Raw genomic sequence first — 13,752 nt, forward strand, 5'->3', positions numbered from 1 at the left:
CCTGGCAGTGACGTCAGACGGCATGCTGCATCGGCTCGGCGAGGCAAGTCTGCCCCGGTGTTCTGCCGCCGAGGTTGGGCGCCAGGCCTCCTGTGTTGTCAGGAGGCGAGGGCAGCGCTCTCGTCCTGCAGGGGCGCGTCGGGTGCGTGTCGGCGCACCGAGTCGCAGCCCTGTTCGGCACTGCGCTCGCTGGCATACATCTGGCTCTGGCCGATGACCTGTCCGTTGCTGGCCTTGAGCACGAAGTAGTGCTTGCCGCCCGCGCCGGTCTTGATTTCGAACGCGCCGTCACGCGTAGCGTTCTTGCGTACCGATTCGATTCCGCCCAGCGCCGAGGCGTGGGCCTTGTACTGCTCGCTGGACAGGATGATCTGGCCGTTGCTCGCCAGCAGGTTGAAGTGGAACTGCCCGTTGCTGGATTTCTTCAGATGGAACTTGCCGGACATGGCGATACCCTCCTGATTGGTGGTCACGCGGTGAGCGCCCTCACAAGCGTAGCCGCCGGTTCCGTCGGGTGCCGCCCCGCCTTCAGCGTTTGAGCGTCTGAACGCCGCTCGGCGTGCCGAGCAGCAGGACGTCGGCCGGGCGCGCGGCGAACAGGCCGTTGGTCACCACGCCGACAATGTTGTTGATCTTCGCTTCCAGGTCGGGGGCGAAGCCGATCATCAGGTTGTGCACGTCGAGGATCACGTTGCCGTTATCGGTCACCACCCCCTCGCGATAGACCGGGTCGCCGCCGAGCTTGACCAGCTCGCGGGCGACGTGGCTGCGCGCCATGGGGATCACCTCGACCGGCAGCGGGAAGGCACCGAGCTGTTCGACCAGCTTGCTGGCGTCGGCGATGCAGATGAAGGTGCGGGCCACCGCGGCGACGATCTTTTCGCGGGTCAATGCGGCGCCGCCGCCCTTGATCAGCTCCAGGTGCTTGTTGGCCTCGTCGGCACCGTCGACGTAGAACTCGAGGTCCGCGACGTTGTTCAGGTCGTAGACCGGGATGCCGTGCTGCTTCAGTCGCTCGGCGGTGGCCTGCGAGCTGGCGACGGCTCCATCGAAGAAGCCCTTGTGCTGCGCCAGCAGGTCGATGAAGAAATTCGCCGTCGAACCGGTGCCGACGCCGACGATGCTGCGGTCGGTGAGCTGGGGAACGATAAGGTCGACGGCGGCCTGAGCGACGGCCTGCTTGAGCTGGTCCTGGTTCATCGTGGACATCCGGGGCGGGAGACGGGCCGAGGATTATAGCCGCGCATGACCGGCCGATGTCGCTCACCCGCTGTACCGGTGTTCTGCCGCGGGATTGTCGGTGGTCGTCGGTCCGGTCGCGGGGTAGACTCGGCGCTTCCGCGAACGCCTGCCCACCCGCCCAAGACCGCCACGATGCTCGAACAGTACGTCAAGAAGATCCTTACCTCGCGCGTCTATGACGTCGCCGTGGAAACCCCGCTGCAACCGGCCCGTCAGCTTTCCGAACGCCTCGGCAACCAGGTCCTGCTCAAGCGCGAAGACCTGCAGCCGGTGTTCTCCTTCAAGATTCGTGGCGCCTACAACAAGCTGGCCCAGCTGTCGGCCGATGAGCTGGCGCGCGGCGTGGTCACGGCCTCGGCCGGCAATCACGCCCAGGGTGTGGCGCTGGCGGCCCGCCAGCTGGGCATCAAGGCGACCATCGTGATGCCGCGCACCACGCCCGAGTTGAAGGTGCAGGGTGTGCGCGCACGCGGCGGGCGAGCGGTGCTGCACGGCGATGCCTTTCCCGACGCGCTGGCCTATTCGCTCAAGCTGGTCGAGGAGAAGGGCTACGTCTATATCCACCCGTACGATGATCCGGATGTGATCGCCGGGCAGGGCACCGTGGCGATGGAGATCCTGCGCCAGCACCAGGGGCCGATCGACGCCATCTTCGTGCCGGTCGGTGGCGGCGGGCTGATCGCCGGCATTGCTGCCTACGTCAAGTACCTGCGGCCCGAGACCAGGGTGATCGGGGTCGAGCCGGACGATTCGAACTGCCTGCAGGCTGCGATGGCCGCCGGCGCGCGCGTGGTGCTCGAGCAGGTCGGCCTGTTCGCCGACGGCGTGGCCGTGGCGCAGATCGGCCAGCACACCTTCGACATCTGCCGGCGTTATGTCGACGAGGTGATCACCGTCAGCACCGACGAGATCTGCGCGGCGATCAAGGACATCTACGACGACACCCGCTCGATCACCGAGCCGGCCGGCGCGCTCGCGGTCGCCGGTATCAAGAAGTACGCCGAGCGCGAAGGGGTCAGCGACCAGGTGCTGGTCGGTATCGACTCGGGGGCGAACATCAATTTCGATCGCTTGCGGCACGTCGCCGAGCGCGCCGAGCTTGGCGAGAAGCGTGAAGCGATCATCGCCGTGACCATCCCCGAGCGTCCGGGCAGCTTCAAGACCTTCTGCGAGGCGATCGGCAAGCGTCAGATCACCGAATTCAACTACCGCTTCCACACCGACCGTGAGGCGCACATCTTTGTCGGTGTGCAGACCCATCCGGAAAACGACCCCCGTGAGGCGCTTGTCGAAGGGTTGCGCGAAAAGGGTTTCCCGGTGCTCGACCTGACGGACAACGAGCTGGCCAAGCTGCATATCCGCCACATGGTCGGTGGGCACGCCGCCGGGGTCAGCGACGAAATGGTGCTGCGCTTCGAGTTTCCCGAGCGGCCCGGTGCGCTGTTCAACTTTCTCAACAAGCTCGGCGGGCGCTGGAACATCTCGATGTTCCATTACCGCAATCACGGTGCGGCCGACGGGCGGGTGGTCGCCGGGTTGCAGGTGCCGGCCGAGGAGCGCCACCTGGTGCCGGCGGCGCTCGACAAGATCGGCTACCGCTATTGGGATGAGAGCGACAACCCGGCCTATCGGCTGTTTCTCGGCTGAGCGGCCCCAGGAGCTGGCGAATGGAACATTACCTGTTGCTGCGAATCACTCATGCCGTCACCGCGGTTTTGCTGGTGCTGGGTGTGATCGTTCACCTGATCATGCTGTGGAAGGCCGCGCGTGGCGGTGATCGGGCCGTGTTGCAGCGCAAGCTGCAGCGTACCCGGCGGTTGTCGTTGCCGCTGCTCGCGCTGCTTGGTCTGTCGCTGCCAGTCAGTGGCTGGTGGCTGGCGCATCTGGCCGGTTTGCCGCTGGGCCAGCTGTGGCTGCTGGCAAGCTCGCTGCTGTTTCTGGCGCTGGTTCCGCTCGGCCTTTTGCTGGCAGGGCGTCTGAAGGCCTGGCAGACGCTTGGCGAAACACCTGCGTCAGGCCGTTTGCTGGGAATGACCGGTGGCTATGCGCTACTGGTGCTGATCGTGCTGTTGGCGATCATGGCGCTGATGGGCGCCAAGCCGGCCTGAGCCTGCTGTGGCTCAGCGCAGCGAGATGATCTGCCAACCGCGCTCTTCGGCAATCCGGCGCAGGGTCGGATCCGGGTCGACTGCCACCGGGTGGCTGACCCGCTCGAGCAGCGGCAGGTCGTTGCGCGAATCGCTGTAGAAGTAACTGCCCTCGAGCGTCTGCTCGTTTTCCGCCAGCCAGCGCTCGATGCGCTGCACCTTGCCTTCCTGGAAGCAGGGGATGTCGGTCAGGCGGCCGGTGTAGCGTCCGTCGACCATCTCGCATTCGGTGGCCAAGAGCGTTTCCACGCCCAGGCGTGCGGCGATCGGGCCGGTGATGAAGCGGTTGGTCGCGGTGACGATGGCTACCCGGTCACCCGCCTCCAGGTGCCGACGCAGCAGCGCCTCGCCCTTGGCCAGCACCAGCGGTTCGATGTGCTCGCGCATGAACTCGTCGTGCCAGCGCTGCAGTTCGGCCATCTCGCGGCGCCCGAGAATCTCCTGGCAGAAGTTCTGGTAGGCGTGGACGTCCAGCTTGCCGTCGAGATAGTCCTGATAGAACGCGTCGTTGCGCGCGCGGTAGGTGTCGACATCGACCAGGCCGCGCTGGCAGAGGAATTCGCCCCAGGCGTGATCGCTGTCACCGGCCAGCAGGGTATTGTCCAGGTCGAATAGGGCCAAGCGCACGGTCGGGAACCTCGGTCATCAGTCAGAGGGCGCCAAGCATAGCGGAACTCGGCCGTCGGTAGGCGAGCGGCGTATCGGCCCGTTCGCCATGTCCGGCAGGGGCGGTCAGGGCCGTGTTGGCGGCTGGTTCCAGCGGCCGCTTGCCGCGCTTTCGGCTCGCTGCCGTTTTGTGGAACAATGCGGCGACATGCGTTTTCGAGGTTGCTAGTCGTGATCGATTCCGATGGTTTTCGGCCGAATGTCGGTATCATCCTGACCAATGATTTCGGCCAGGTCCTCTGGGCCAGGCGGATCAATCAGGACGCCTGGCAGTTTCCCCAGGGCGGCATCAACGCTCGCGAGACACCCGAAGAAGCGCTCTACCGTGAGCTCAACGAAGAAGTAGGGCTCGAGCAGCACGATGTCGACATCCTCGCCTGTACCCGTGGTTGGCTGCGTTATCGGCTGCCGCAGCGCCTGGTACGCATGCACAGCCAGCCGCTGTGCATCGGCCAGAAGCAGAAGTGGTTCCTGCTGCGGTTGGTCGGCGCCGAAGACCGGGTCAGGATGGACCTGACCGGCAAGCCGGAATTCGACGGTTGGCGCTGGGTCAGCTACTGGTATCCGCTGGGACAGGTGGTCACCTTCAAGCGCGAGGTCTATCGTCGCGCACTCAAAGAACTGGCCCCGCGCTTGCCGGTGCGGGACTGAAGAGGAGAAAGCCTCTTTGAGCATGCTCGGCACGCTGCGCAAGATCGTCCAGGAAGTCAATGCCGCCAAGGACCTCAAGGCGGCCTTGGGCATCATCGTGCTGAGAGTCAAGGAGGCCATGGGCAGCCATGTCTGCTCGGTCTATCTGCTCGATCCGGAAACCGAACGCTTCGTTCTGATGGCCACCGAAGGCCTCAACAAGCGCGCCATCGGCAAGGTCAGCATGGCGCCGAGCGAAGGCCTGGTCGGCCTGGTCGGCACGCGCGAGGAGCCGCTCAATCTCGAGCATGCCTCCGAGCACCCCCGCTATCGCTACTTCGCCGAAACCGGCGAGGAACGCTACGCCTCTTTTCTCGGCGCGCCGATCATCCACCATCGCCGCGTCATGGGCGTGCTGGTCATCCAGCAGCGAGAACGGCGGCAGTTCGACGAGGGCGAGGAAGCCTTCCTCGTCACCATGAGCGCGCAGCTCGCCGGGGTTATCGCGCACGCCGAGGCGACCGGCTCGATCCGCGGCCTCGGCCGCCAGGGCAAGGGTATCCAGGAGGCGCGCTTCGGCGGTATTCCCGGCGCCCCGGGAGCCGCGGTGGGGACCGCCGTGGTGGTGCTGCCTCCGGCCGATCTCGAGGTGGTGCCGGACAAGCAGGTCGAGGACGTCGAGGCCGAACTGGCGCTGTTCCACAATGCCCTCGAGTCGGTGCGCCGCGACATGCGCACGCTGTCGGAAAAACTGGCAAGCCAGATGCGCAAGGAAGAGCGTGCGCTGTTCGACGTCTATCTGATGATGCTCGACGACTCCGCGCTCGGCGGTGAGGTGATCAAGGTCATTCGCACCGGGCAGTGGGCGCAGGGCGCCCTGCGCCAGGTCGTGAACGACCACGTGCGGCGTTTCGAGCTGATGGACGACGCCTACCTGCGCGAGCGCGCCTCGGACGTCAAGGACATCGGCCGGCGTCTGCTTTCCTACCTGCAGGAAGCCCACCAGCAGACGCTGACCTACCCGGACAAGACCATCCTCGTGAGCGAGGAACTGTCGCCGGCAATGCTCGGCGAGGTGCCCGAAGGCAAGCTCGTGGGGATGGTCTCGGTGCTCGGTTCGAGCAACTCGCACGTCGCCATCCTCGCGCGGGCGATGGGCATTCCAACGGTGATGGGTGCGGTCGACCTGCCTTATTCGAAGCTCGATGGCATCGAGCTGATCGTCGATGGCTACCGGGGCGAAATCATCACCAACCCCGGCAAGGTATTGCGTGAGCAGTACGAGGTACTCGCCGAGCAGGAGCGTCAGCTCTCCGAGGGCCTCGACGTGCTGCGCGAGCTGCCCTGCGAGACCACCGACGGGCATCGTGTGCCGCTTTGGGTCAACACCGGCCTGCTCGCCGATGTGGTACGGGCGCAAGAGCGCGGCGCCGAAGGCGTCGGTCTGTATCGCACCGAAGTGCCCTTCATGATCAAGGAGCGTTTTCCCAGCGAAAAGGAACAGATGGCCATCTACCGCGAGCAGCTGGAGGCTTTTCATCCGCTGCCGGTGACGATGCGCAGCCTGGATATCGGCGGCGACAAGTGCCTGCCTTATTTCCCGATCAAGGAAGAGAACCCGTTCCTCGGCTGGCGCGGCATCCGCGTCACGCTCGATCATCCGGAAATCTTCCTGCTGCAGACCCGCGCCATGCTCAAGGCCAGCGCGGGGCTGAACAACCTGCGCATTTTGCTGCCGATGATCTCCGGGATCCGCGAGCTGGAAGAGGCGTTGCACCTGATTCACCGCGCCTGGGGCGAGGTGCGCGACGAGGGCCTGGATATCGAGATGCCGCCCGTGGGCGTGATGATCGAAGTGCCGGCGGCGGTCTACCTGACCCGCGAGATGGCGCGAATGGCCGATTTCATCTCGGTCGGCTCCAACGACCTGACCCAGTACATGCTGGCCGTTGATCGCAACAATCCGCGTGTTGCCGACCTCTACGACTACCTGCACCCGGCGGTGCTGCAGACCCTGCAGCGAGTGGTCAGCGAAGCGCACGAGGAAGGCAAGCCGGTGAGCATCTGCGGCGAGATGGCCGGCGATCCGGCGGCGGCGATTCTCTTGCTGGCGATGGGCTTCGACAGCCTGTCGATGAACGCCACCAACCTGCCGAAGGTGAAGTGGCTGTTGCGCCAGATCAGCATGCAGACCGCCAAGGATCTGCTCGCCCGGGTCATGGTGCTCGACAGCCCGCAGGTCATTCATGCCACCGTGCAGCTGACCCTGCGCAACCTCGGCCTCAACCGCCTGCTCAATCCGTCCGCCGCGGTCTGACGGCTGCGCTCACCCTGCGCGCGTTTCGAGCTGCAGCCAGGTATCGCTGGCGCGGCCGTCGGCCGCGTAGCTGCGCTCGACCACCACCAGCCGACCATCGGCGTGGTGCAACAGCGCGGTGCTCGCCCGCGTACCGTAACCCGGGCTGGCGATAAAGATGCTCGACAACAGTCGCTCCCATTCCAGCGGAACCCCCGTGCTCGGCAGTTCGCTGTCGGCGGCGCGCTGCCGGTCGGCGAGCAGCTCCAGCAGCGCCTCGGGTGTCGGCTCCAGCAGGCAGTGTGTGAAGGCCGCGCGGGCGCGCTCGAGCTTCGGCCACGGGCTGTCCAGGTCCGCGTTGCTGAGCCCGTAGACGCCACCCGGCAGGCGTTGCACGGTGCCGCTATGCGAATTCAGATGCCAGAGTTCGTCGCGGTCGCCCACCAGCAGGTTGAAGCCGGCATAGTCCTGCAGGCGCCCGCAAAGCGCGCGCAGAAACGACTCCGGGGCCGCCTCGCCGCGCAGGAAGGCTTCCGGCAGCTCGCCACGGCTGCGCTTGCCGGCAGGCTGCCCGCCGATGCGAATGTTGGTCAGCGCGGCGAAGCGACCGGTTTCGGTGATGCCCATCCAGGTGCCGCCGGCTTGCAGATCCCGGCCGGCGATGATCTCTGGTGCATCTTCCCAGCGGCCAAGGGCCAGGCTCGGGCGCTCGTGAAACTCGTCGCGGTTGGCGGCGACCACCAGGGGGAGCGGGTGCCCGGGGCGCCAGGCTAGAACGATCAGGCACATGGTTCGCCCTGTTTGCGGAAGGCTGGAGCGGCAGAGTGCAGGCTGGCGAGCGGTTCGGCAACCACGACTCGGCTTCGCACCGGCTTTCCGCTACCATTTCGCCTTTGCTCGCCTGGTTGGATTCCGCGATGGAGTTTGTGCTTTACCTGACCCTTGGCGCCTTGGCCGGCGTGCTGGCCGGGCTGTTCGGTGTCGGCGGCGGGTTGGTGATCGTGCCGGTGCTGGTATTCAGCTTCACCGCGCAGGGCGTCGCCCCCGAGGTGCTCACCCATCTGGCCGTGGGGACGTCGCTGGCAACCATCGTCTTCACCTCGATCAACTCGGTGCTCGCACATCACCAGAAGGGCGCGGTTCGCTGGCCGCTGGTGGGCTGGATGACCCTCGGCATCCTTGCTGGCGCCGGCCTCGGCAGCCTCACCGCTGCTGCGCTGCAGGGGCCGGTCCTGCAGAAGATCATCGGCGTGTTCGCCATTCTCATGGCCGTGCAGATGGGTCTGGATCTGCGCCCGAAAGCGGCCGGCAGCGTGCCGGGCAAGCCGGGGCTGACGGTCGCCGGCGCCGTGATCGGCTGGGCTTCGGCGATCTTCGGTATCGGTGGCGGCTCGCTGACCGTGCCCTTCCTCAGTTGGCGCAGCGTGCCGATGCAACAGGCGGTGGCGACGTCCGCCGCCTGTGGCGTGCCGATTGCCGTCGCCGGTGCGGCGAGCTTCATGGTGGTCGGTTGGCATGAATCCGCGCTGCCGGAATGGAGCCTGGGCTTCGTCTATCTGCCGGCGATGGTCGGCATCGCCCTGACCAGCATGTTCTTCGCCCGGCTCGGCGCACGCTTGGCGCACCGACTGTCGCCCAAGGTGCTGCGCCGTCTGTTCGCCCTGCTGTTGCTCACCGTGGGCACCAATTTCTTGATCTAAGGAGACTTCGATGCTGCCCTATCCGCAGATCGACCCCGTGGCCGTGGCCCTTGGCCCGCTGAAGATCCACTGGTACGGCCTGATGTACCTCGTCGGCATCGGTGGCGCCTGGCTGCTGGCCTCGCGCAGGGTCCAGCGCTTCGCGCCCGAATGGCCGAAGGACAAGCTGTCCGACCTGGTGTTCTGGGTGGCGATGGGGGTGATCGTCGGTGGTCGCCTCGGCTACGTGCTGTTCTACGACCTGCCGGCCTACCTCAACGATCCGAGCCTGATCCTGCAGATCTGGAAGGGTGGCATGTCGTTTCACGGCGGTCTGCTCGGTGTGCTGCTGTGCACCTGGATCTTCGCGCGGCGCAATGGCAAGAGCTTCTTCGAGCTGATGGACTTCATTGCCCCGCTGGTGCCGATCGGCCTCGGTGCCGGCCGCATCGGCAACTTCATCAACGCCGAGCTCTGGGGCAAGGCGAGCGATGTGCCCTGGGCCATGGTGTTTCCGACCGATCCGCAGCAGCTCGCGCGGCATCCGTCGCAGCTGTACCAGTTCGCCCTCGAGGGCGTGGCGTTGTTCGTGATTCTCTGGATCTACTCGAGCAAGCCGCGCCCTACGATGGCGGTATCGGGCCTGTTCGCGATCTGCTACGGCATCTTCCGCTTCATCGTCGAGTTCGTCCGGGTGCCCGACCCGCAGCTGGGCTACCTGGCGTTCGGCTGGCTGACGATGGGGCAGCTGCTCTGCGTGCCGATGATCCTCGGCGGCGCGGGCCTGATGGCCTGGGCCTACCGGCATAATCCGCCGAAGGCGATTGCCTGACCGTCCGGCCCGGCCGACGCGACAAGCTCGGCCGGGCCTCTTACCATTGGCCCTTTTCCATTCCACGAGCCTGCGATGAAACAGTACCTCGACCTGATGCGGCATGTGCGTGAACACGGCACTTACAAGAGCGACCGCACCGGCACCGGCACCTACAGCGTCTTCGGCTACCAGATGCGCTTCGATCTGGCCGAGGGTTTTCCGCTGGTCACGACGAAGAAATGCCACCTGCGCTCAATCATCCACGAGCTGCTGTGGTTCCTCAAAGGCGAGACCAACATCGGCTACCTGAAGGAAAACGGCGTGTCGATCTGGGACGAATGGGCCGACGAGAACGGCGACCTCGGCCCGGTCTACGGCTACCAATGGCGCAGCTGGCCGGCGCCCAATGGCGAGTCGATCGACCAGATCGCCAAGCTGCTGGAAATGATTCGCACCAATCCCGATTCGCGACGGCTGATCGTCTCGGCCTGGAACCCGGCACTGGTCGATCAGATGGCACTGCCGCCGTGCCACGCGCTGTTCCAGTTCTACGTCGCCGACGGCAAGCTCAGCTGCCAGCTCTATCAGCGCTCGGCGGACATCTTCCTCGGGGTGCCGTTCAACATCGCGAGCTACGCGTTGCTGACGTTGATGATCGCCCAGGTCTGCGATCTGGAGCCGGGCGAGTTCATCTGGACCGGTGGCGACTGCCACCTGTACGCCAACCATCTGGAGCAGGCCGACCTGCAGCTGACGCGCGAGCCGCTGCCGTTGCCGACAATGAAACTCAACCCCGAGGTACGTGACCTGTTCGCCTTCCGCTTCGAGGATTTCGAGCTGGTCGGCTACCAGAGCCATCCGCACATCAAGGCGCCGGTCGCGGTCTGACCCGCGGCGGCGCCTGGCCTAATCCTCCTCGCGGCGCTGCGCCAGTCGGCGGCCCAGGCGTGAGGCGTAGAGCTCGCCGATCATGCCGCGGCGGAAGACCAGCACGCAGACCATGAAAATGATCCCGGTGACCAGCGTCACCGGCAGGTTGGACGTGGCGAAGTAGTTGCCCAGGGTCGTCACCAGCGCGGCGCCGAAGGCTGGCCCGACCAGCGTGCCGATGCCGCCGAGCAGAGTCATCAGCACCACTTCGCCGGACATCTGCCAGCTCACGTCGGTCAGCGTGGCGAACTGGAACACCAGGGCCTTCAGCCCGCCGGCCAGGCCGGCCAGCGCGGCGGACATGACGAACGCGCCGAGCTTGTAGCGTGCCACCGAATAGCCGAGCGAGATCGCCCGGTTCTCGTTCTCGCGGATCGAGCGCAGCACCATGCCGTAGGGCGAATGGATCACCCGCCAGATCACGAAAAGGCCGGCGAGAAAGGCGCTCAGCACGAAGAAGTACATGAACAGCGGCTGGCTCAGGTCGATGAGGCCGAACAGCCGTCCGCGCGGCACGTTCTGGATGCCATCCTCGCCGTGGGTGAAGGGCGCCTGCAGGCAGAAGAAGAAAAACATCTGCGACAGCGCCAGGGTGATCATCGTCGAATAGATGCCTTGCCGGCGGATCGCCAGAAAGCCGATGACCAGGCCGAGCAGCGAGGCGCCGGCCACGCCGACCAGCACGCCGAGCTCCGGCGACAAGCCCCACTCCTTGACCGCGTGGGCGGTGAAATAGGCCGAGCCGCCGAAGAAGGCTGCGTGCCCGAAAGACAGGATTCCGGTGTAGCCGAGCAGCAGGTTGAAGGCGCAGGCGAACAGCGCGAAGCACAGCACCTTCATCAGGAAGATCGGGTAGAAATACAACGGTGCCAGCGCCAGGAGCAGCACGCCGATGCCGATCAGCACTGTTTCCAGACGCAGCGCCCGGCGCTTGGCGCCGGCGTCGATTCGCGCTTGGCTGTTCATCAGGCGTCCCTCCCCATCAGGCCGGCCGGGCGCACCAGCAGCACGATCGCCATGATCACGAAAATCACGATATTGGAGGCCTCGGGGTAGAACACCTTGGTCAGCCCTTCGAGGATGCCGAGCATGTAGCCGGTGATGATCGCGCCCAGGATCGAGCCCATGCCGCCAACCACCACCACGGCGAACACCACGATGATCAGGTTGGAGCCCATCAACGGGCTGACCTGATAGATCGGCGCGGCGAGCATCCCGGCGAGCCCGGCCAGCGCCGCCCCCATGCCGTAGGTGAAGGTCAGGAGCAGCGGCACGTTGATGCCGAAGGTGCGCACCAGCGTTGGATTTTCGGTCGAGGCGCGCAGGTAGGCGCCAAGCTTGGTCTTCTCGATCAACAGCCAGCTGGCGATGCAGATGATCAGCGAAGCCAGTACCACCCAGGCGCGGTACTTGGGCAGGAACATGAAACCCAGGTTGTAGCCGCCGGCCAGCGCCTTGGGAACCGCGTACGGCTGGCCGGAGGAGCCGTAGAAATAGCGGAAGGCGCCTTCGAGCGTGAGCGCCAGGCCAAAGGTGAAGAGCAGGCTGTAGAGATGGTCGAGGTTGTACAGCCGCGACAGCGCGATGCGCTCGATCGCGGCACTGACCAGGCCGACGATCAGCGGTGCGAGCAGCAATGCCGGCCAGTAGCCGATGCCGAAGGTGGCCAGCAGCAGGTAGCCGGCGAAGGCGCCGATCATGAACTGCGCGCCGTGGGCGAAGTTGATGATCTTCAGCATGCCAAAGATGATCGCCAGCCCGAGGCTGAGCATGGCGTAGAACGAGCCGTTGATCAGGCCGATCAGCAGTTGGCCGAGCAGGGCCTGAATGGGTATATCGAAGAGTGTCGTCATCAGACCCCCAGCGCTTCGTTGAGCATCGTCATGCGCCCCGGCAGTTCGCCGACCGTGAAGCGATCGATGACCTTGCCGTGGTCGACCACGTAGAAGCGATCCGCGATCTTGCTGGCGAAGCGGAAGTTCTGCTCGACCAGCAGGATCGTCATGCCCCGTTTCTTGAGGGTCTGCAGCACCTCGCCGATGCGCTGGACGATCACCGGGGCGAGGCCCTCGGTGGGCTCGTCAAGCAGCAGCAGGCGCGCGCCGGTGCGCAGGATGCGCGCCATGGCGAGCATCTGCTGCTCGCCGCCGGACAGCTTGGTGCCGGGGCTCTTGCGGCGCTCCTCGAGATTGGGGAACAGCTGGTAAATCTCCTTCAGGTTCATTCCGCCCTTGGCGATCACCGGCGGCAGCGTGAGGTTTTCCTCGACGCTCAGCGTGGCGAAGATGCCGCGTTCCTCGGGCACATAGCCGATCCCGCAGCGGGCGGTGCGATGCAGCGGCACGCGCAGCAGGTCCTTGCCATCGAAGCGGATGCTGCCGCTGCGGGTGCGGATGATCCCGACGATCGAGCGCAGCGCGGTGGTCTTGCCGACCCCGTTGCGCCCGAGCAGGGTCACGGTTTCGCCTTCGTGCACATCGAGGTCGATGCCGTGCAGGGCGTGGCTTTCGCCGTACCAGGCATTGAGGTCGCGGACCTCGAGCAAAGCGTCAGTCATCGTCGGTCCCCATGTAGGCCTCGCGTACCCGTTCGTCCTCGCTGACGCTGCGGTAGTCGCCCGAGGTGAGGATTTCGCCACGCTGCAGCACCGTCACCTGCTGACAGAGGTCGGCGACCACCTTGAGGTTGTGCTCGACCATGAGTACAGCGCGGTCACGTGCGACCTCGCGGATGATCTCGGCGACCGTGTGCACGTCCTCGTGGCCCATGCCGGCCATGGGCTCGTCGAGCAGCAGCACCTTGGGCTCGAGCGCCAGGGTGGTCGCCAGCTCCAGCACGCGCTTGCGCCCGTAGGAGAGGTCGGCCGCCAGGTCGTTGCGCCGGTCGCCCAGGCCGACCGCCTCGAGCAGCTGCATGGCCCTGTCGTTGAGGCGGTTCAGCGAGCGCAGCGGCAGCCAGCACTGGGTCGCCAGGCCATTGGGGCGCTGCAGGGCGACGCGCACGTTGTCCAGCACCGAGAGGTGCGGAAATACCGCCGAGATCTGGAACGAGCGCACCAGCCCCAGCCGCGCGACGCGCGCGGGGTCGGTGCGGGTGATGTCCTGTTCGAGCAGGCGAATGCTGCCGGCGGTGGGCTGCAGAAACTTGGTCAGCAGGTTGAACACCGTGGTCTTGCCGGCCCCGTTGGGGCCGATCAGGGCATGCACCTGGGCATGGCGCACGTCCAGATCGACATTGTTGACCGCGACGAAACCGCCGAACTCCTTGCGCAGGCCGCGCGCCGCGAGCAGCACCGGGTGCTGCTCGGCGGGCTCGGGCTCGCGCGGGCTTTCCGAGCGGACAGCCATG

15 protein-coding genes are annotated in these 13,752 nt (G+C 65.8%); 7 read left to right on the forward strand and 8 right to left on the reverse strand.

Annotation, left to right across the window (positions count from 1 at the left end):
• Positions 1-98: 98 nt before the first annotated feature.
• The gene (locus tag CL52_RS01815; RefSeq protein WP_043218061.1) at positions 99-446 is read right to left on the reverse strand and encodes a YegP family protein; all 348 of its coding nucleotides are present in this window, start codon (positions 444-446) and stop codon (positions 99-101) included.
• Positions 447-528: 82 nt separating this feature from the next.
• On the reverse strand, positions 529-1,200 hold the full coding sequence (gene rpiA / locus CL52_RS01820; protein ID WP_043218063.1) for a ribose-5-phosphate isomerase RpiA: 672 nt from the start codon (positions 1,198-1,200) through the stop codon (positions 529-531).
• Positions 1,201-1,278: 78 nt separating this feature from the next.
• Here rpiA and ilvA point away from each other — a divergent pair, with 78 nt between their 5' ends.
• Both ilvA and CL52_RS01830 read left to right on the forward strand, forming a co-directional pair.
• Positions 1,279-2,889 (forward strand): threonine ammonia-lyase, biosynthetic, encoded by a 1,611-nt coding sequence (ilvA, locus tag CL52_RS01825; protein ID WP_425288331.1) that lies wholly within the window; start codon positions 1,279-1,281, stop codon positions 2,887-2,889.
• A gap of 20 nt (positions 2,890-2,909) precedes the next feature.
• Positions 2,910-3,350, forward strand: coding sequence for a DUF2269 family protein (locus CL52_RS01830; protein WP_043218067.1), 441 nt, complete (start codon positions 2,910-2,912; stop codon positions 3,348-3,350).
• Positions 3,351-3,362: 12 nt separating this feature from the next.
• Here the strand turns inward: CL52_RS01830 and CL52_RS01835 are convergent, their stop codons facing one another.
• Positions 3,363-4,016 carry a histidinol-phosphatase gene (locus CL52_RS01835; RefSeq protein WP_043218068.1) on the reverse strand — a complete coding sequence of 218 codons (654 nt, stop codon included), beginning with the start codon at positions 4,014-4,016 and terminating at the stop codon, positions 3,363-3,365.
• A 210-nt stretch (positions 4,017-4,226) separates the two neighbouring features.
• Between CL52_RS01835 and CL52_RS01840 the strand changes: the two genes are divergently transcribed.
• Both CL52_RS01840 and ptsP read left to right on the forward strand, forming a co-directional pair.
• Positions 4,227-4,706 (forward strand): RNA pyrophosphohydrolase, encoded by a 480-nt coding sequence (locus CL52_RS01840; RefSeq protein ID WP_043218069.1) that lies wholly within the window; start codon positions 4,227-4,229, stop codon positions 4,704-4,706.
• Positions 4,707-4,728: 22 nt separating this feature from the next.
• Positions 4,729-7,002: a phosphoenolpyruvate--protein phosphotransferase gene (ptsP, locus tag CL52_RS01845; RefSeq protein WP_043218070.1), complete on the forward strand. Its 2,274-nt coding sequence runs from the start codon at positions 4,729-4,731 to the stop codon at positions 7,000-7,002.
• A gap of 9 nt (positions 7,003-7,011) precedes the next feature.
• Here ptsP and CL52_RS01850 read toward each other — a convergent pair whose 3' ends face one another.
• On the reverse strand, positions 7,012-7,770 hold the full coding sequence (locus tag CL52_RS01850) for an NRDE family protein (protein WP_043218071.1): 759 nt from the start codon (positions 7,768-7,770) through the stop codon (positions 7,012-7,014).
• A gap of 128 nt (positions 7,771-7,898) precedes the next feature.
• Between CL52_RS01850 and CL52_RS01855 the strand changes: the two genes are divergently transcribed.
• The 3 genes from CL52_RS01855 (at position 7,899) to CL52_RS01865 (ending at position 10,362) form a co-directional block, all read left to right on the forward strand.
• On the forward strand, positions 7,899-8,681 hold the full coding sequence (locus tag CL52_RS01855) for a sulfite exporter TauE/SafE family protein (protein WP_043222858.1): 783 nt from the start codon (positions 7,899-7,901) through the stop codon (positions 8,679-8,681).
• 10 nt (positions 8,682-8,691) lie between these two features.
• Complete coding sequence (gene lgt / locus CL52_RS01860; RefSeq protein ID WP_043218073.1) at positions 8,692-9,492, forward strand: prolipoprotein diacylglyceryl transferase; 801 nt, start codon at positions 8,692-8,694, stop codon at positions 9,490-9,492.
• 75 nt (positions 9,493-9,567) lie between these two features.
• A complete protein-coding gene (locus CL52_RS01865; protein ID WP_043218074.1) occupies positions 9,568-10,362 on the forward strand; it encodes a thymidylate synthase in 795 nt (264 codons plus the stop codon).
• 18 nt (positions 10,363-10,380) lie between these two features.
• On the opposite strand, the gene CL52_RS01870 is transcribed toward CL52_RS01865, so the two are convergent.
• Genes CL52_RS01870 through CL52_RS01885 form a run of 4 tightly spaced genes read right to left on the reverse strand, consistent with a single transcriptional unit; the run spans position 10,381 to position 13,751 of the window.
• Complete coding sequence (locus tag CL52_RS01870) at positions 10,381-11,370, reverse strand: branched-chain amino acid ABC transporter permease (RefSeq protein WP_043218075.1); 990 nt, start codon at positions 11,368-11,370, stop codon at positions 10,381-10,383.
• On the reverse strand, positions 11,370-12,257 hold the full coding sequence (locus CL52_RS01875; RefSeq protein WP_043218077.1) for a branched-chain amino acid ABC transporter permease: 888 nt from the start codon (positions 12,255-12,257) through the stop codon (positions 11,370-11,372). The genes CL52_RS01870 and CL52_RS01875 overlap by 1 nt, the downstream gene beginning before the upstream one ends.
• A complete protein-coding gene (locus tag CL52_RS01880) occupies positions 12,257-12,961 on the reverse strand; it encodes an ABC transporter ATP-binding protein (protein ID WP_043218078.1) in 705 nt (234 codons plus the stop codon). Before CL52_RS01880 ends, CL52_RS01875 begins: the two co-directional genes overlap by 1 nt.
• Positions 12,954-13,751, reverse strand: a complete 798-nt coding sequence (locus tag CL52_RS01885; protein WP_043218080.1) for an ABC transporter ATP-binding protein — start codon at positions 13,749-13,751, stop codon at positions 12,954-12,956. The genes CL52_RS01880 and CL52_RS01885 overlap by 8 nt, the downstream gene beginning before the upstream one ends.
• Between the last annotated feature and the right edge of the window lies 1 nt (position 13,752).

Origin of the sequence: Stutzerimonas balearica DSM 6083, assembly GCF_000818015.1 — a bacterium.
Taxonomy (GTDB): domain Bacteria; phylum Pseudomonadota; class Gammaproteobacteria; order Pseudomonadales; family Pseudomonadaceae; genus Stutzerimonas; species Stutzerimonas balearica.